The organism is Methylosoma difficile (assembly GCF_054657615.1).
The window spans coordinates 570595-584111 of record NZ_BAAHYJ010000001.1 but is presented as its reverse complement, the minus strand read 5'-3'; the positions used below and the strand labels follow the sequence as shown (position 1 = coordinate 584111).

Annotated in this window: 15 protein-coding genes; 11 read left to right on the top strand and 4 right to left on the bottom strand. The window is 48.0% G+C overall.

The genetic code is table 11. The features are described 5' to 3' along the window. Positions 1-82 precede the first annotated feature (82 nt). The 3 genes from fabA to ttcA all read left to right on the top strand — a co-directional run bounded on the left by fabA (position 83) and on the right by ttcA (position 2751). Positions 83-598: a 3-hydroxyacyl-[acyl-carrier-protein] dehydratase FabA gene (gene fabA / locus ACYQ1O_RS02795; RefSeq protein WP_459990111.1), complete on the top strand. Its 516-nt coding sequence runs from the start codon at positions 83-85 to the stop codon at positions 596-598. 8 nt (positions 599-606) lie between these two features. Then, the gene (gene fabB / locus ACYQ1O_RS02790; protein ID WP_459990110.1) at positions 607-1827 is read left to right on the top strand and encodes a beta-ketoacyl-ACP synthase I; all 1221 of its coding nucleotides are present in this window, start codon (positions 607-609) and stop codon (positions 1825-1827) included. A 69-nt stretch (positions 1828-1896) separates the two neighbouring features. Then, positions 1897-2751: a tRNA 2-thiocytidine(32) synthetase TtcA gene (gene ttcA / locus ACYQ1O_RS02785; protein WP_459990109.1), complete on the top strand. Its 855-nt coding sequence runs from the start codon at positions 1897-1899 to the stop codon at positions 2749-2751. Positions 2752-2833: 82 nt separating this feature from the next. Here ttcA and ACYQ1O_RS02780 read toward each other — a convergent pair whose 3' ends face one another. Next, positions 2834-3112 carry a GIY-YIG nuclease family protein gene (locus ACYQ1O_RS02780; protein WP_459990108.1) on the bottom strand — a complete coding sequence of 93 codons (279 nt, stop codon included), beginning with the start codon at positions 3110-3112 and terminating at the stop codon, positions 2834-2836. A 16-nt stretch (positions 3113-3128) separates the two neighbouring features. Between ACYQ1O_RS02780 and ACYQ1O_RS02775 the strand changes: the two genes are divergently transcribed. From ACYQ1O_RS02775 to ACYQ1O_RS02760, 4 genes are all read left to right on the top strand, one after another. Next, positions 3129-3584: an ATP-dependent zinc protease family protein gene (locus tag ACYQ1O_RS02775; protein ID WP_459990107.1), complete on the top strand. Its 456-nt coding sequence runs from the start codon at positions 3129-3131 to the stop codon at positions 3582-3584. Positions 3585-3970: 386 nt separating this feature from the next. Beyond that, entirely contained in the window at positions 3971-4285 is a 315-nt protein-coding gene (gene ppnP, locus ACYQ1O_RS02770; protein ID WP_459990106.1) for a pyrimidine/purine nucleoside phosphorylase, read from the top strand. Between the two features lie 13 nt (positions 4286-4298). After that, complete coding sequence (locus ACYQ1O_RS02765) at positions 4299-4772, top strand: LabA-like NYN domain-containing protein (protein ID WP_459990105.1); 474 nt, start codon at positions 4299-4301, stop codon at positions 4770-4772. 39 nt (positions 4773-4811) lie between these two features. Next, positions 4812-6398, top strand: coding sequence for an ABC-F family ATPase (locus ACYQ1O_RS02760; protein WP_459990104.1), 1587 nt, complete (start codon positions 4812-4814; stop codon positions 6396-6398). A gap of 49 nt (positions 6399-6447) precedes the next feature. Here the strand turns inward: ACYQ1O_RS02760 and ACYQ1O_RS02755 are convergent, their stop codons facing one another. Continuing rightward, on the bottom strand, positions 6448-7350 hold the full coding sequence (locus ACYQ1O_RS02755; RefSeq protein WP_459990103.1) for a hypothetical protein: 903 nt from the start codon (positions 7348-7350) through the stop codon (positions 6448-6450). A gap of 410 nt (positions 7351-7760) precedes the next feature. Here ACYQ1O_RS02755 and ACYQ1O_RS02750 point away from each other — a divergent pair, with 410 nt between their 5' ends. Beyond that, complete coding sequence (locus ACYQ1O_RS02750; protein ID WP_459990102.1) at positions 7761-8333, top strand: ANTAR domain-containing response regulator; 573 nt, start codon at positions 7761-7763, stop codon at positions 8331-8333. Positions 8334-8351: 18 nt separating this feature from the next. Beyond that, positions 8352-9263 (top strand): GAF domain-containing protein, encoded by a 912-nt coding sequence (locus ACYQ1O_RS02745; RefSeq protein WP_459990101.1) that lies wholly within the window; start codon positions 8352-8354, stop codon positions 9261-9263. Here ACYQ1O_RS02745 and ACYQ1O_RS02740 read toward each other — a convergent pair. Continuing rightward, on the bottom strand, positions 9260-10042 hold the full coding sequence (locus ACYQ1O_RS02740; protein WP_459990100.1) for a sterol desaturase family protein: 783 nt from the start codon (positions 10040-10042) through the stop codon (positions 9260-9262). The two genes, ACYQ1O_RS02745 and ACYQ1O_RS02740, sit on opposite strands and share 4 nt — an antisense overlap. A 145-nt stretch (positions 10043-10187) precedes the next feature. Between ACYQ1O_RS02740 and ACYQ1O_RS02735 the strand changes: the two genes are divergently transcribed. Together ACYQ1O_RS02735 and ACYQ1O_RS02730 are read left to right on the top strand one after the other, a co-directional pair. Further along, entirely contained in the window at positions 10188-10415 is a 228-nt protein-coding gene (locus ACYQ1O_RS02735; protein ID WP_459990099.1) for a site-specific integrase, read from the top strand. A gap of 32 nt (positions 10416-10447) precedes the next feature. Continuing rightward, positions 10448-10636: a hypothetical protein gene (locus ACYQ1O_RS02730; RefSeq protein ID WP_459990098.1), complete on the top strand. Its 189-nt coding sequence runs from the start codon at positions 10448-10450 to the stop codon at positions 10634-10636. 450 nt (positions 10637-11086) lie between these two features. On the opposite strand, the gene ACYQ1O_RS02725 is transcribed toward ACYQ1O_RS02730, so the two are convergent. After that, complete coding sequence (locus ACYQ1O_RS02725; RefSeq protein WP_459990097.1) at positions 11087-13510, bottom strand: tetratricopeptide repeat protein; 2424 nt, start codon at positions 13508-13510, stop codon at positions 11087-11089. Positions 13511-13517 lie beyond the last annotated feature (7 nt).

Genomic DNA, 13517 nt, shown 5'->3' with positions numbered 1-13517 from the left:
TGAGCTGATTTTTTTTGGTGTCTGTTGGATAATAGCGAGTTAAATCATAAGAACAAATACTTAAGGTATACAAATAAAAAGTATGGAGAAACAGCATAGCTTCACGCGCGAAGAACTCTTGATGTCAGGAAGAGGGGAATTGTATGGGCCAAAAAACGCGCAATTGCCCTTGCCCAATATGCTCATGATGGACCGCATTACCTTAATCACCGATGAAGGTGGTTTGTACGGTAAAGGCGAAATTGTGGCGGAATTGGATATTAACCCTGACTTGTGGTTTTTCGATTGCCATTTTCAAGGCGATCCGGTGATGCCAGGTTGCTTAGGCTTGGATGCGATGTGGCAGTTGGTCGGTTTCTTCCTGTGCTGGATGGGCGGCCCAGGTAAAGGCCGTGCGCTGGGCGTTGGCGAAGTGAAGTTCACCGGACAAGTTTTACCGACCGCTAAAAAAGTCACCTATCGGGTTAATTTAAAACGCCTGATTATGCGTAAGCTGGTGATGGGCATTGCCGATGCCACCATGGAAGTGGATGGCAAAGTCATTTATGAAGCGTCCGATTTGCGGGTCGGCCTATTTACTTCTACGCAAGATTTCTAGGGGCAGGTATGAAAAGAGTCGTGGTAACAGGCCTGGGTATTGTCTCCAGCATAGGCAATAACCGTGCAGAAGTGACCGATGCCCTTAAAGCAGGGCGGTCGGGCATTGTCGCCGCAGAAGTCTATAAGGAAATGGGCTTCAGAAGCCATGTGCATGGCGAAATCACTATTGATCTGGATGCGTTTATTGACCGCAAAATCAAACGCTTTATGGGTGATGGCGCCGCCTTCAACTACATTGCCATGCAACAGGCCATTGCCGATGCCGGCTTGGAAGATAACGAAGTCTCCAATTTCAGAACGGGCTTGGTGATGGGGTCTGGCGGCCCTTCGACCGCCAATTTGGTGGAAGCTGCCGACATCATGCGCGACAAAGGCGTCAAGCAAGTGGGTCCGTACCGCGTGCCACGCACCATGTCCAGCACCAATACCGCCTGTCTTGCCACGCCATACAAAATTAAAGGCGTCAACTATTCAATCAGCTCTGCTTGCGCCACTAGCGCGCATTGCATAGGCCATGCGATGGAGCTGATCCAAATGGGCAAACAGGATGTCGTTTTTGCTGGCGGCGGCGAAGAAGTGCATTGGACTATGTCGGTATTGTTCGATGCGATGGGCGCGCTGTCTTCCAAATATAACGACACGCCCAGCACCGCCTCACGCCCTTATGACGCCACCCGCGACGGTTTTGTCATTTCCGGCGGCGGCGGAGTGCTTGTGATAGAAGAGCTGGAACACGCCAAAGCCCGTGGCGCAAAAATTTATGCCGAATTGGTCGGCTACGGTGCAACCTCCGATGGTTACGATATGGTGCAGCCCTCCGGCGAAGGCGCGGTACGTTGTATGCAACAAGCCATGGCAACCGTCAGCGGTAAAATTGATTACATCAACGCCCACGGCACCAGCACCCCTGTGGGTGACACGCGGGAATTGGAAGCGTTGCGGCAAGTGTTTGCCGGACAAGATATGCCGCAGGTCAGCTCAACCAAATCGCTGACCGGTCATGCTTTAGGGGCAGCGGGCGTTAACGAAGCCATTTATTCGTTGTTGATGATGGAAGGTAACTTCCTCAGCGCATCGGCCAACATCACCCAGCTTGATCCGGCAGCAGAAGGCATTCCTATCGTCCGCAGCTTGCAGGAAAATGTCACGCTCAACACCATTATGTCGAATAGCTTTGGTTTTGGTGGCACCAACGCCACATTGATTTTCCAGCGTTATCAAGACTAAGCCTTCGGTTCGGGCAATGGTAAACGCCATTGCCTGCCTTTCCACACAGACGCCCTAATTTCTCTGACCATGTCAGATCCAAATCAAAAAACCCGCACCCAATTTAACAAGCTGCAAAAACGCCTGCGCCATTATGTCGGTGACGCCATTGCCGATTACAAGATGATTGAAGAAGGCGATAAGGTCATGGTTTGCCTGTCCGGCGGCAAAGATTCTTATACCTTGTTGGATATATTGTGGAATTTGCAAAAAACCGCACCGGTCAATTTTGAACTGATTGCCGTCAACCTCGACCAAAAGCAACCTGGTTTTCCTGGACATGTGTTGCCCGAATACTTGGAATCGTTGGGTGTGCCTTACCACATCATCGAAAAAGACACTTATAGCGTCGTCAAACGGGTTATCCCTGAAGGCCAAACCACGTGCGGCTTATGTTCGCGCTTAAGGCGCGGTACGCTGTATGGTTTCGCCGAAGCCAATGGCATCACCAAAATAGCCTTGGGCCACCACCGCGATGATATTTTGGAAACTTTTTTCCTCAATATTTTCTACGGCGGCAAACTGAAAGCCATGCCCCCCAAGCTGCTGAGCGACGACAAACGCAATATCGTCATCAGGCCGCTGGCTTATTGCCGTGAAAAAGACATCGAGCGTTTTGCTGCCTTTAAAAACTTCCCCATCATCCCTTGCAATTTGTGCGGTTCGCAAGAAAACTTGCAACGCAAGGCCATGAAAGTCATGCTAAAAACCTGGGACAGACAATTTCCAGGCCGTTTGGAAACCATTTTTACCAGCTTGCAAAATATTGCGCCATCGCAACTGGTGGACCGGCAATTGTTTGATTTTATGGGTTTAAAACAAGGTGTGCCAACAGAAGGGCAGCCCATTTTTGAAGCGGCTGGTTTGGACGTACTGGAACAATAACTCGTTAGCTGAAAATCCAAAAAGCATTGTGGCTTCTGATGAAGCCGCTTTGCTAATGATGCAAATACGCGGCGACTTTTTTCTAAAATACACCCTCCAAGCCCAACTCCACTGGCTTAAAACCACGAATCAACGCTAGTTTTCTCTCTCGCGGCATTTGCTTAATCTCGCACTCGCGCTTGCTCGCGCTGCTGCGGTCATGACCGCTCTCCCAATATGCTAAACACTTAGGTTGGTGGCCTCTAAAGTATTTGGCACCTTTTCGTGTGGCATGTTGCTGGTAGCGTCTGGACAGGTCGGTCGTTATACCTGTATAAAGTGAATCATCGGTACAGAGAATAATGTAAACATTCCAATCCATTAACAAACTCGCAAGCATGACAGAGATATTGACCGAAAAACCCAAGTTAGGTTGGCGTGAGTGGGTCGCACTGCCCGAACTTAACATTGCCCAAATTAAAGCCAAAATTGATACCGGCGCGCGTTCTTCTGCGTTACATGCTTTCAGTATCGACCCCTACCGCAAAGGCCACGAACGCTGGGTGATGTTCGCCATCCACCCTGTACAAAAATGCGATGACATTATTATTGAATGCCACGCCCCTGTTAAAGACCGGCGTGTCGTGTCTGATTCGGGCGGACACCGCCAGCGCCGTTATGTTATCGAAACACCGCTGCAAATTGGCAATTCGCTCATCATGGTGGAAATGACGTTAACCAACCGCGACAGCATGCGTTTTCGTATGTTGTTAGGCCGAACCGCCATGAAAGATCGCTTTATCATTGATCCTGCCGGCTCCTTTTTGCAAGGCAACTCAATCGTCCCGCGTTAGCACGTTTGGCGTACATGCCCGTACGCCAAAATCGCATCAGCCGCAGCCCCATCACGCCAGGAACATCCGCCAATAAACGGCTGCATAATCCCATTGTGCCATTATCAACAATTGCGAAAATAATACCCACCTAATATTGCGCTATGCGCCTGCTCCAAGTTGATAGCGGCAAAATCTAAACATTCAGAATTTTCTATGGATAGAGGCAATAATGGCGGTTATGACGCAAGATAAAATGGCAGCATAAACACCTTAAAACAAAATAAACAATGGTTTATTTTGCAAACAGTCATAAAGATTAAGCCAGTCTATCCGCCAACAATCTGCTATGATTGCCCACCCATTTTAACTACTTTCATGTAACCGAAAAGCCAAGAGGATAAGCCGTGTCAGAATTTACCCAAGTCTCCGTCGTTAAAAAAGCCAACGTTTATTTCGATGGCAACGTCAGCAGCCGCACCATCAAATTTGCCGATGGATCCATGAAAACCTTAGGTTTTATGCTGCCAGGCGAATACACTTTTAACACTGCCGACAAAGAACTGATGGAAATCCAATCGGGCGAGCTGGAAGTCTTGTTGCCAGGCGCTGAGCAATGGCAAAGCATCAAAGGCGGCGAATCTTTTGACGTACCGGCTAATGCCCAATTTACCGTAAAAGTCAGCACACCTTGTGATTATTGCTGCTCTTTTTTAAAGTAAACGGCCTTATAACATGCAAAGCGTGGCTGTGTTTGTGGATGTACAAAACATTTACTACACCACCAAACACAGCTACCAACGGCATTTTAATTACCGCGCGTTTTGGGATGCGGTAACAGCCAACCGCAACGTCGTGGCAGCTTTTGCCTATGCCATCGACAAAGGCGATGGCAAACAACAGAATTTCCAACAAATCCTCAGGCAACTAGGATTTACCGTAAAACTTAAGCCTTATATCCAGCGCAGCGACGGCTCCGCCAAAGGCGACTGGGATGTCGGCATCACCTTAGACGTTATTGAATATGCCGCACAAGTCGATGTGGTCGTACTCGTATCGGGCGATGGCGATTTTGCCTTGCTGTTAGACAAAGCCCGGCACCGCTACCCCGTTGAAACGGAAGTTTACGGCGTTACCAAACTGACGGCACCTGCACTGATGAACGCAGCCAGCCGTTTTATAGCCATTGATGACAGCTTGCTGTTATAAGCCATTCTTTTTTTATTTTTTACCTAACGGATAATCCGCTTGATTTCTACAGCCAACATCACCATGCAATTTGGGGCTAAGCCCTTGTTTGAAAACGTCTCCGTCAAATTTGGCGAAGGCAACCGTTACGGCCTGATTGGTGCTAACGGCTGTGGTAAATCCACGTTTATGAAAATCCTCAGCGGCGATTTGGAGCCAACCACCGGCAACGTCAGCATCACCCCTAACGAACGCCTAGGCACCTTGCGCCAAGACCAGTTTGCCTACGAAGAATTTACCGTGATCGACACGGTAATTATGGGTCATAAAGAACTCTGGGCAGTCAAACAGGAACGCGACCGTATTTATTCTTTGCCAGACATGTCCGAAGATGACGGCATGAAAGTCGCCGATTTGGAAGTCGAGTTTGCCGAAATGGACGGTTACACCGCCGAATCACGCGCTGGAGAAATCTTGCTAGGGTTGGATATTCCGTTGGATCAGCACTATGGCCTGATGAGCGCGGTTGCACCCGGCTGGAAGCTGCGCGTATTGCTGGCGCAAGCCTTGTTCGCCAACCCCGACATCATGCTGCTGGACGAACCCACTAACAACTTGGACATCAATACGATCCGCTGGTTGGAAGAAGTGCTGAACGAGCGCAACTGCACGATGGTCATCATCTCGCATGACCGCCACTTCTTAAACAGCGTCTGCACCCACATGGCGGATATGGATTATGGCGAATTGCGTGTTTATCCGGGCAACTACGACGACTACATGATCGCCGTTACCGAAGTGCGCGAACGCTTGTTGGCAGGCAACGCCAAGAAAAAAGCGCAAATGGCGGAATTGCAAACTTTCGTCAGCCGCTTTTCGGCGAACGCTTCCAAGGCTAGACAAGCCACGTCGCGCGCCAAGCAGTTGGAAAAAATCAAACTCGATGAAGTGAAACCATCCAGCCGCGTCAGTCCGTTTATCCGTTTTGACCAAACTAAAAAACTGCATCGCTTGGCGTTGGAAGTAGAAAGCCTCAGCAAAGGTTACGGCGCTGATCCCTTGTTTAAAAACCTTAAATTGGTCGTCGGTGCCGGTGAGCGCGTAGCGGTGATTGGCCCTAACGGTATTGGTAAATCTACCTTGCTGAAAACGCTCGTTGGCGAATTGACAGCGGATTCCGGCGAAGTCAAATGGGCAGAAAATGCCGAAGTCGGTTATTTTGCCCAAGATCATGCCGAAGATTTTGCCGTTAAGATGAGCCTGATTGAATGGATGGGGCAATGGCGCAAAGACAGTGATGACGACCAAACCATTCGCGGCACACTCGGCCGTATGTTGTTCTCGAATGACGACATCAATAAATCTGTGCAAGTGCTGTCGGGCGGGGAAAAAGGCCGTATGTTGTTCGGCAAACTGATCCTGCAGAAAAACAATATTATGGTGATGGATGAACCGACCAACCATTTGGATATGGAATCCATCGAAGCCTTAAACTCAGCCTTGGAAAACTACCCAGGCACGTTGATTTTTGTCAGCCATGACCGTGAGTTTGTATCGTCATTGGCAACCCGCATTATCGAGCTGACGCCGCACGGTATTGTCGACTTTAACGGTAATTATGAGGATTATTTGAATAGCCAAGCTTAATTGGCTAATGACGGCGGACTACAAGCCTAGGTTTGTAGTCCGCACGATTTTACTTTTTAACCAAACTTTTCAACCAAGGCAACGCCTTCGCCAGCCACGCGTCTTTAACAAACGCCAACGCCGGTTTCAGCTGCCCCGCCATTGTTTTGACGATCGCCAACAGCTTGTCACTTAAAAATTCTTCGTGGCTATCGCGCCATTCCAAATATTTAGCACCGATGCCATTGACAAAAACCGTTGTAAACAACCACATTTCCAAAATCGATGTCACCCACATAAAGATAAACGACACCGCCATGCCCATACCGGCAAACATCACCAACCAAGCGAACATAGGGTCAATTTTGGTTAACCACCACGATAGAATGTCAGCAATCAAAAACGCATAAGGCATACCGATGGCAATACACTTGTATTGCACGGTGGGCGTCTCCGAAAAGCTAAAAATCAGCCCGACAAACATAAAAATAAAGCTGATGCCAAACAAATGGATGTGTGAAACCCGCGTTAGCGATGCAAACGTCGCGCCGCCATCTTCATGCGTATAGGTTTTTAACACTTTAAAGTCTTTAAAATTAGGCAAAGACCCCGTGTCGTTATGGCACATTACACAACGCTGCTCGACAATTTTGTCGATGCCGTCATCCTTGTAAGCGTCTTCGTCCGCACCATCCCGAACCCATTCGATAATCGCAAAGCGTTCTTGGTCGGGTGCATTGGCTTTCATCGCGCCGTTCAACTGGTTTTCCAGTACCGTACCTGAGCGGTTGCCATAGTAGCTATAAACAATGTCGTCAATCGACAAACCCAATTTGCCGTCTGCCATACCGTGGGTAAACAAGATTTGGATCAACGCAAACAAATAGCCTATGCCGACTGTACACAAATAACCGGTGAACAAGACTTTAATAGGCGTATCGTGATCTTTTAGAGCGGTGAATTTAGTCGTCATAATCGGTCTTCACTCCAGTTAGGGAAAACCAGGGCAAAATGCCCTGTGTGTTTGAAAAATACATGCAGCAAAAGGATGTCGCTTATTTCCATACAAAAGCTAAGAAATTACAGCACAATTTATGCCCATAGCCTATGGTTTGTTAAGGCAATTGCTTGTTGCATAAGAAAAAACAGACTTATCGGGCAAATTGGGCAGATAATTGCCGAAACACCCTGCAAACCACCGCACGGGCATTTTCATGATTGGTGCAGCCAGCAACGGACTGCACAACATTAAAGCAAGTGCGGAAAGACTTTTAACGCATGCGAGGCTTCGATTACTATAAGCGCTGATTGTTCACTGCGCCCAAAAGCACGCCACACCACCGCGTCCACCGATGCGCTTATCACCTGCAAACGATTAGGATTATGCTAAACGTATTATTAATTGAGGGCGACATTAACCACCCGCAGCTTGAAGACAAGCTTAAGCCGTTGGGTTATGACATCTTAAAAAGCCAATACAACCGCTTGTTTGGCAGCTTGATAAAAGAATCCAACCCCGATGTGATCGTCATCCACATTGATACCCTGCCCGACAAGTTATTCGCCGACTTGCACGCGCTAAACCAATCCACGCCTTTGCCGGTCATTTTGTTTACCGAAGACAGCAGCCAAGAAAGCATCAGCAAAGCCATTAAAGCGGATGTTTGCGAATACATTGTTGGCGATAACCTGGAAAACCAGCCTGTTGCCACTATTATCCAAGTGGCAATGGCTAGGTTTAACCAACAACAAGCCTTAAAAGCGGCGCTAGAAGAAGCCCGCACCCAACTTGAAGACCGCAAACAAATCGACCGTGCCAAAGCTATTCTGATTAAAACCCAGAACTTTAGCGAAAATGAGGCCTATCACACCCTTAGAAAACTGGCGATGGACCGCAACATCACCTTAGGTGAAATGGCCAGAAACGTCATTGCGATGGCGGAATTGCTCAAATAATAAAAATCAGCAGACAGTATGAAAACCTTTATAAAAGTCACCGAAATTTGGATACCCGACCGCGACCGCACCCAACTGGAGTTTGGTTCTGGCCTGTATGGCGCGCTCACCGATTTTAAAGCCGCCAGCGAGCAGCAACGTTTCGCCTATGATGAAGGCTTGCCCGGCAAAGCCTGGGCGGCAGGTCATCCGATTGTACTGACGCAGTTCGAACACTCCTACTTCAAACGCACCGCCGCCGCCCAACAAGCGGGGCTGACCTGCGGGATTGCCTTGCCGATTTTTTCGGGCGACTTCTTGCTGGCGGTGGTGGTGTTTTTGTGTGGGGATGACGAAGACCACGCCGGCGCTATTGAGGTTTGGCGGCAAGCCAGTACTGAAGCTCTACAGGTGATGGATGGTTACTACGGCACTTTGCAACACTTTGAGAGCATTTCCAAACAAGTCAACATGGTAAAAGGCAACGGCATTCCTGGCATTGCTTGGGAAACGGGTATGCCGGTGCTGATGGAAGACATCAGCAAAGTCATCACCTTTAGCCGCTCCGCCGATGCCCAGCAAGCCGGCATCACCACAGGGCTTGGCATCCCTTTGCTGAATAACGGGCAAATTTATGTGATGACCTTCCTGTCCGCCAAAGCCACGCCCATCGCCAAGCGCATCCAAATTTGGATACCCGAAGGCGACAAACTGGTCTGCCAACAAGGCTACAGCAAAACCAGCAACAATCTGGCGGAAATTTTCGAAACCATCAGTGTCGCCAAAGGTGTTGGCGCATTGGGGCGGGTTTGGTTAACCGGCATGCCCTTAGTCACCGGCAACTTGGAAGACGAAGATTACAATCCTGAACTGGACACCCTAAGCAGTATGTTGGCGATTCCCGTCATTGAACAAGGCAAACTGAAAGCCATTGTGACATTCTTGTTTTAAGCCTTCTTAAACGGCAACATCAACAACTGCCAAAAACCCAAGCCTTCCGCATTTCGGAAGGCCGCCAAACCGATAGCCATGGTGGTTTGTGCCTGTTCGGGCTTGCCGGTGTAAGTGCCGCACAAGCGGTCCCAGCACGACACCGAAAAACCATAGTTACTGTCCATTTGCCGCCGCACCGGCGTGTGGTGGATGCGGTGCATATCCGGCGTGACCAGCAACCAGCGCAGCTTGGCATCCCAAGCCTCGGGTATGGCAATATTGCTGTGGTTAAAGGTAGCGGCGCCGTTCAGGATAATTTCAAAAGCAATCACCGCCAGAGGGTTGGCGCCCAGCAAGACAATGCACAGCACCTTATAAGCCATCGACAAAATAATTTCCAACGGATGGAAGCGGAGTGCTGTCGTCGCATCAAACTCCAAATCGGAATGGTGGACCTGATGCAAACGCCACAACCAAGGCAGCTTATGCATGGCAATGTGTTGTCCGTAAATGGCAAAATCCAACACCAACAAGGTTGCCGCCATGCTTAACCACGACGGACAAGGCCAGCCATTCAGCAAACCAAGCCCCGCCACTTGCGCGCTGGCTGCCGCCGCATAAGCCAAACCGCCAACACTCGCGCGCATCAGCAACTGATTGAACAACGCCAAACCTAAATTGACCCGCCAACGCTGCAACCGGCTAACCTGCTGCACACGCCGGGGCCTTAATTGCTCCCAAACCACCATCAGCAAAAAAATGCCCAACGCGGCAGATAAACGGATCAACGCTTCCAAAATAAGCCTCCGGTGTACAGACGGGTTGATAAGCTCGTAGGGTGGTTTCGCGAAGCAGACCACCCTTACATTTAAAATCGGGTAGGGTACGCATTGCGTACCTTTTTAAGGATAAGTGCAATGGAAGGATTTTAAAAGGTATGCAATGCATACCCTACAGGGCTTTATTGCCAGATACACCAAAAACCATACCGATTTTACCGCCTACATTGCGCCACAAATCAAACCTTATTTCAGAGGCTTGCAAGCATTAACTGGCGATAACCGTTTTGTTTTCCCTGGCGATTCTAAGGATGGCGTGATGAATATACCTAGAAAGCCCATTGCGGAAATTTGCAAGAAAACGGGTATTGATTTGCAAGCCACGACCTAAAACGAACCTTTTTAACCATTGGCGAAGCGGCAATGATACCGTTCTCTTTATTAAAAGCGCTGGCAAACCATAAAACGGATAACGACGTGACTGGCGGCTATATCAACCCCGAAGCCAAAACGCTTAAGGCGGCAACGTGGAAAATTGCCGACTTTATACAGTCTCATGCTGCGGCAACTGGAGACAATGTTCATTTTTTGTTAAAAGCGAGTGGGGAATAAACTGCAATTCCCGATTAAAGGTGCCATTGCTAGCCAAATCACATTGAAAGTGGCGATGGATCTTGGATCGACGATGCCTTTTGCTAGGTAAAATCTATGATGCACAGCAAAATTGCATAATGAACTTCCGATTTTCTCAAAAGATACCCAGCCTTACCTTTCATGAGTTTTTCGATGTTATGCCAAATATTAAAATCACTCAGACTATAACCTGCAAAAGCTGTAATACCTGCAATCACCCCAAACCATTGGGCTTAGTATTAAAAAAGAGACATTTAGATAGCGGGTGTGTTGGGTATTGTTGACCATCGACGGTTATATAGCGCTGATAATAAATTTTTAGTGACCCCGTCAGTCGTTAGAGCTCTTCAAGTAGTATTCCCTAATTAGGATTTGTAATAGATATGGTCGGCTTTAACCATTTATTGATAGTCATAATTTTTACGAGATTCAGACATCGAAGCCAAATTTATCCTTTAAATACAATTTAATTTCGTCACTTGGCTTTTCGCCATAACAGGACGCGACTACCCTTCCATAATCTTCCAAATCAAGAGTGCCATCACCTTCTATGGCTTTTAAAAACTCTTGTTCCATATTTACCATAACCAACACGAAGTAATAAGCCCAACGTCCAGTAGTATCCTTGGCTTTCAACTTATGTATCAAATTCCCGCGTTTAGCAATATAGCCATCAAATTCCCAAATCTTTGCCGTCACCAGCCAATGATTACCTTTTTGATTGTGGTCATCCTCTGTTTGGCGTAAATCATCAACAAACATTTGCACGATGTCTTTAACCTCTAACGTGAGTTTTTCCAACAGGTTTTCGTCGCCAGATTGCAAATATTCCACCGCCCTATCGAGCGGAAATAATTCTTCTCCCAAGCTTGCAGATTCAATAAGCTCGCGTGTGAAAGCCCATAACCTTCGGCGGGCTGCAAATATCAAACAACGCTTTCTGATGCGTGCCAAAGCTTCTACGGCAGTTGGCTTACACAAGCTCCCCCAGATTTGTCGGGCAGATTCCAATTGGTTTCCGTCCACGGCCTCTAAGAATTGGTCTTCAAACAAATTAAATAAGGATGCTTGATTGGATGTTGCAAGTTCGTTTTCTGGGTCGATTTCCAAGGCTCTATTATAAGCATCCATTGCTTCCATATTCCGCCCCAACTGTTTGAGGGTGATTCCATAATTGCTCCATTGCACGGAGTCGTTCGGATTAATTTCAAGAGCATGCTGATAGGCTAATATGGCTTCTTCGTATCGACCAAGAAAATATAATGCCGTGCCACGTTTACCCCATACAGAACCGTCATTAGGTGCAATTGCCAATGCTTGGTCATAACAATCCAATGCTGTTTCATACGCCTTATCCTCCCATACTAGCAAATCCCCTTTGGCGACCCAGCCTCCAGCATCATTGGGGTTTCTCGCCAAAACCGCTTCGATGTTGGCCCTCAATTCGGCAAGCAAACTGTCCTTGTTATCCATGTCAAAGTGTTTATCTCGCGCACGAAGAAATGTCCTGGTCGATATACGCAAAACTTGACCCGCCACTTCTGTACTCAAAGCTGATAGCGCCAACAGTTGCACATGATCCAACATTGCCAACGAATGTGGGCCATCATTGTTGCGTTCATGCTCCTGAAAACTCTTGAACAAACGTTCGGCTTTTTCCACCCGCTCGCGATCGTCATACCACTGGTACAAAAAATCCACTAGCCAAGCTAATTTGCGGTTGCGTGTTTCAGGGTTTAAACGCATTTGATGCCACAAGGAATACAAGGGTTCTGACAGCACATAACAGGCGGCACGTCCGCGTAACGGCACAGAACGCAAGTATCCGGCTTCGGTTAATCGCTTAAGTTGAGAGTTGACTTGATTGACTGGCAGTTGCACCTCGGCAGCCAATGCAGTGGGTGATACGCCCTCATGGGTCTTGGCGGCAGCTCGCGCAATAAAATCCACCAATTTGCGTGGTTGCGGCGGCAGCACTTCAATACGCGCTTTATAATACGGGGTCACTTCATCCAATAATTTTTCCAGCGCTTGGCGTACTGCGGACACATCCGATTCCATCAACACCCGATACAGCATCAACACCAGACGTGGTATGCCCTGTGTAAAATGGTATAAAACACGTTGGCGCACAATATTTGCCTGTAAAGTATCAGCAAAATGGGCGATGCCATCTTCCTCAGCGCGGCGTAATAACAAAGCCTGAGTTTGTTCAAAGCTTAGCGGATTAAGATCAAAGGTTTTGAAAAAATTGTACAACGGTTGATCGTAACTACGCGCCTGTTTGAAGTATTTTACGGCACTACCTACCAACATCACCGTGCCATCGTTCATCAACACTTCCCGCAAACGGGCATTGTCTTGCTCGTCGGAAAGAGTTTCAAATAATTGATCAAGATTTTCCACTAGCAATAACAAACGCTTACCACTGCGTTGCCGTACATCTTTGAGCAAAGCAAATGCAGCCTCGGCGATGTCTCTCCGTTGCTTGAAACGAAACGGCAATGTCTTTACTTGCTCGCTTAATGCCGGATCATGGATTTCTACCGCCAGTAGGCGCAAAGTTTCCAACCAAAAATCTGCCAAATCTGCAACGCCATATAATTCCTCGGGATATTTCAGCGGCAACCAAGTATCCGCCAATTCACTTTCAAGAATGGCAAAATACAAGCGTTGCAACAAGCTGGTTTTGCCCATGCCACGAGGAGCAATAACGATAGCATGTTGTACCCCAGCACCTTCCGGCTGACTGTGCACCAAGTCCACGAGTTCGCGCAGCAAATCCTCGCGGCCTACGAATGTAGCTTTAAATTCATTGGCGGACATGACATCCGGGTTATAAAGCATTTCCATAGTGTCC

What these genes read in the sequence shown, in the direction of transcription:
- ACYQ1O_RS02750 (WP_459990102.1), top strand. Translation starts at nt 7,761, where the DNA reads ATGCTAAACGTATTATTAATTGAGGGCGACATTAACCACCCGCAGCTT.
- ACYQ1O_RS02775 (WP_459990107.1), top strand. Translation starts at nt 3,129, where the DNA reads ATGACAGAGATATTGACCGAAAAACCCAAGTTAGGTTGGCGTGAGTGG.
- ACYQ1O_RS02745 (WP_459990101.1), top strand. Translation starts at nt 8,352, where the DNA reads ATGAAAACCTTTATAAAAGTCACCGAAATTTGGATACCCGACCGCGAC.
- ACYQ1O_RS02755 (WP_459990103.1), bottom strand. Translation starts at nt 7,350, where the DNA reads ATGACGACTAAATTCACCGCTCTAAAAGATCACGATACGCCTATTAAA.
- ACYQ1O_RS02780 (WP_459990108.1), bottom strand. Translation starts at nt 3,112, where the DNA reads ATGGATTGGAATGTTTACATTATTCTCTGTACCGATGATTCACTTTAT.
- ACYQ1O_RS02735 (WP_459990099.1), top strand. Translation starts at nt 10,188, where the DNA reads ATGCATACCCTACAGGGCTTTATTGCCAGATACACCAAAAACCATACC.
- fabB (WP_459990110.1), top strand. Translation starts at nt 607, where the DNA reads ATGAAAAGAGTCGTGGTAACAGGCCTGGGTATTGTCTCCAGCATAGGC.
- ttcA (WP_459990109.1), top strand. Translation starts at nt 1,897, where the DNA reads ATGTCAGATCCAAATCAAAAAACCCGCACCCAATTTAACAAGCTGCAA.
- ACYQ1O_RS02765 (WP_459990105.1), top strand. Translation starts at nt 4,299, where the DNA reads ATGCAAAGCGTGGCTGTGTTTGTGGATGTACAAAACATTTACTACACC.
- fabA (WP_459990111.1), top strand. Translation starts at nt 83, where the DNA reads ATGGAGAAACAGCATAGCTTCACGCGCGAAGAACTCTTGATGTCAGGA.
- ACYQ1O_RS02725 (WP_459990097.1), bottom strand. Translation starts at nt 13,510, where the DNA reads ATGGAAATGCTTTATAACCCGGATGTCATGTCCGCCAATGAATTTAAA.
- ACYQ1O_RS02730 (WP_459990098.1), top strand. Translation starts at nt 10,448, where the DNA reads ATGATACCGTTCTCTTTATTAAAAGCGCTGGCAAACCATAAAACGGAT.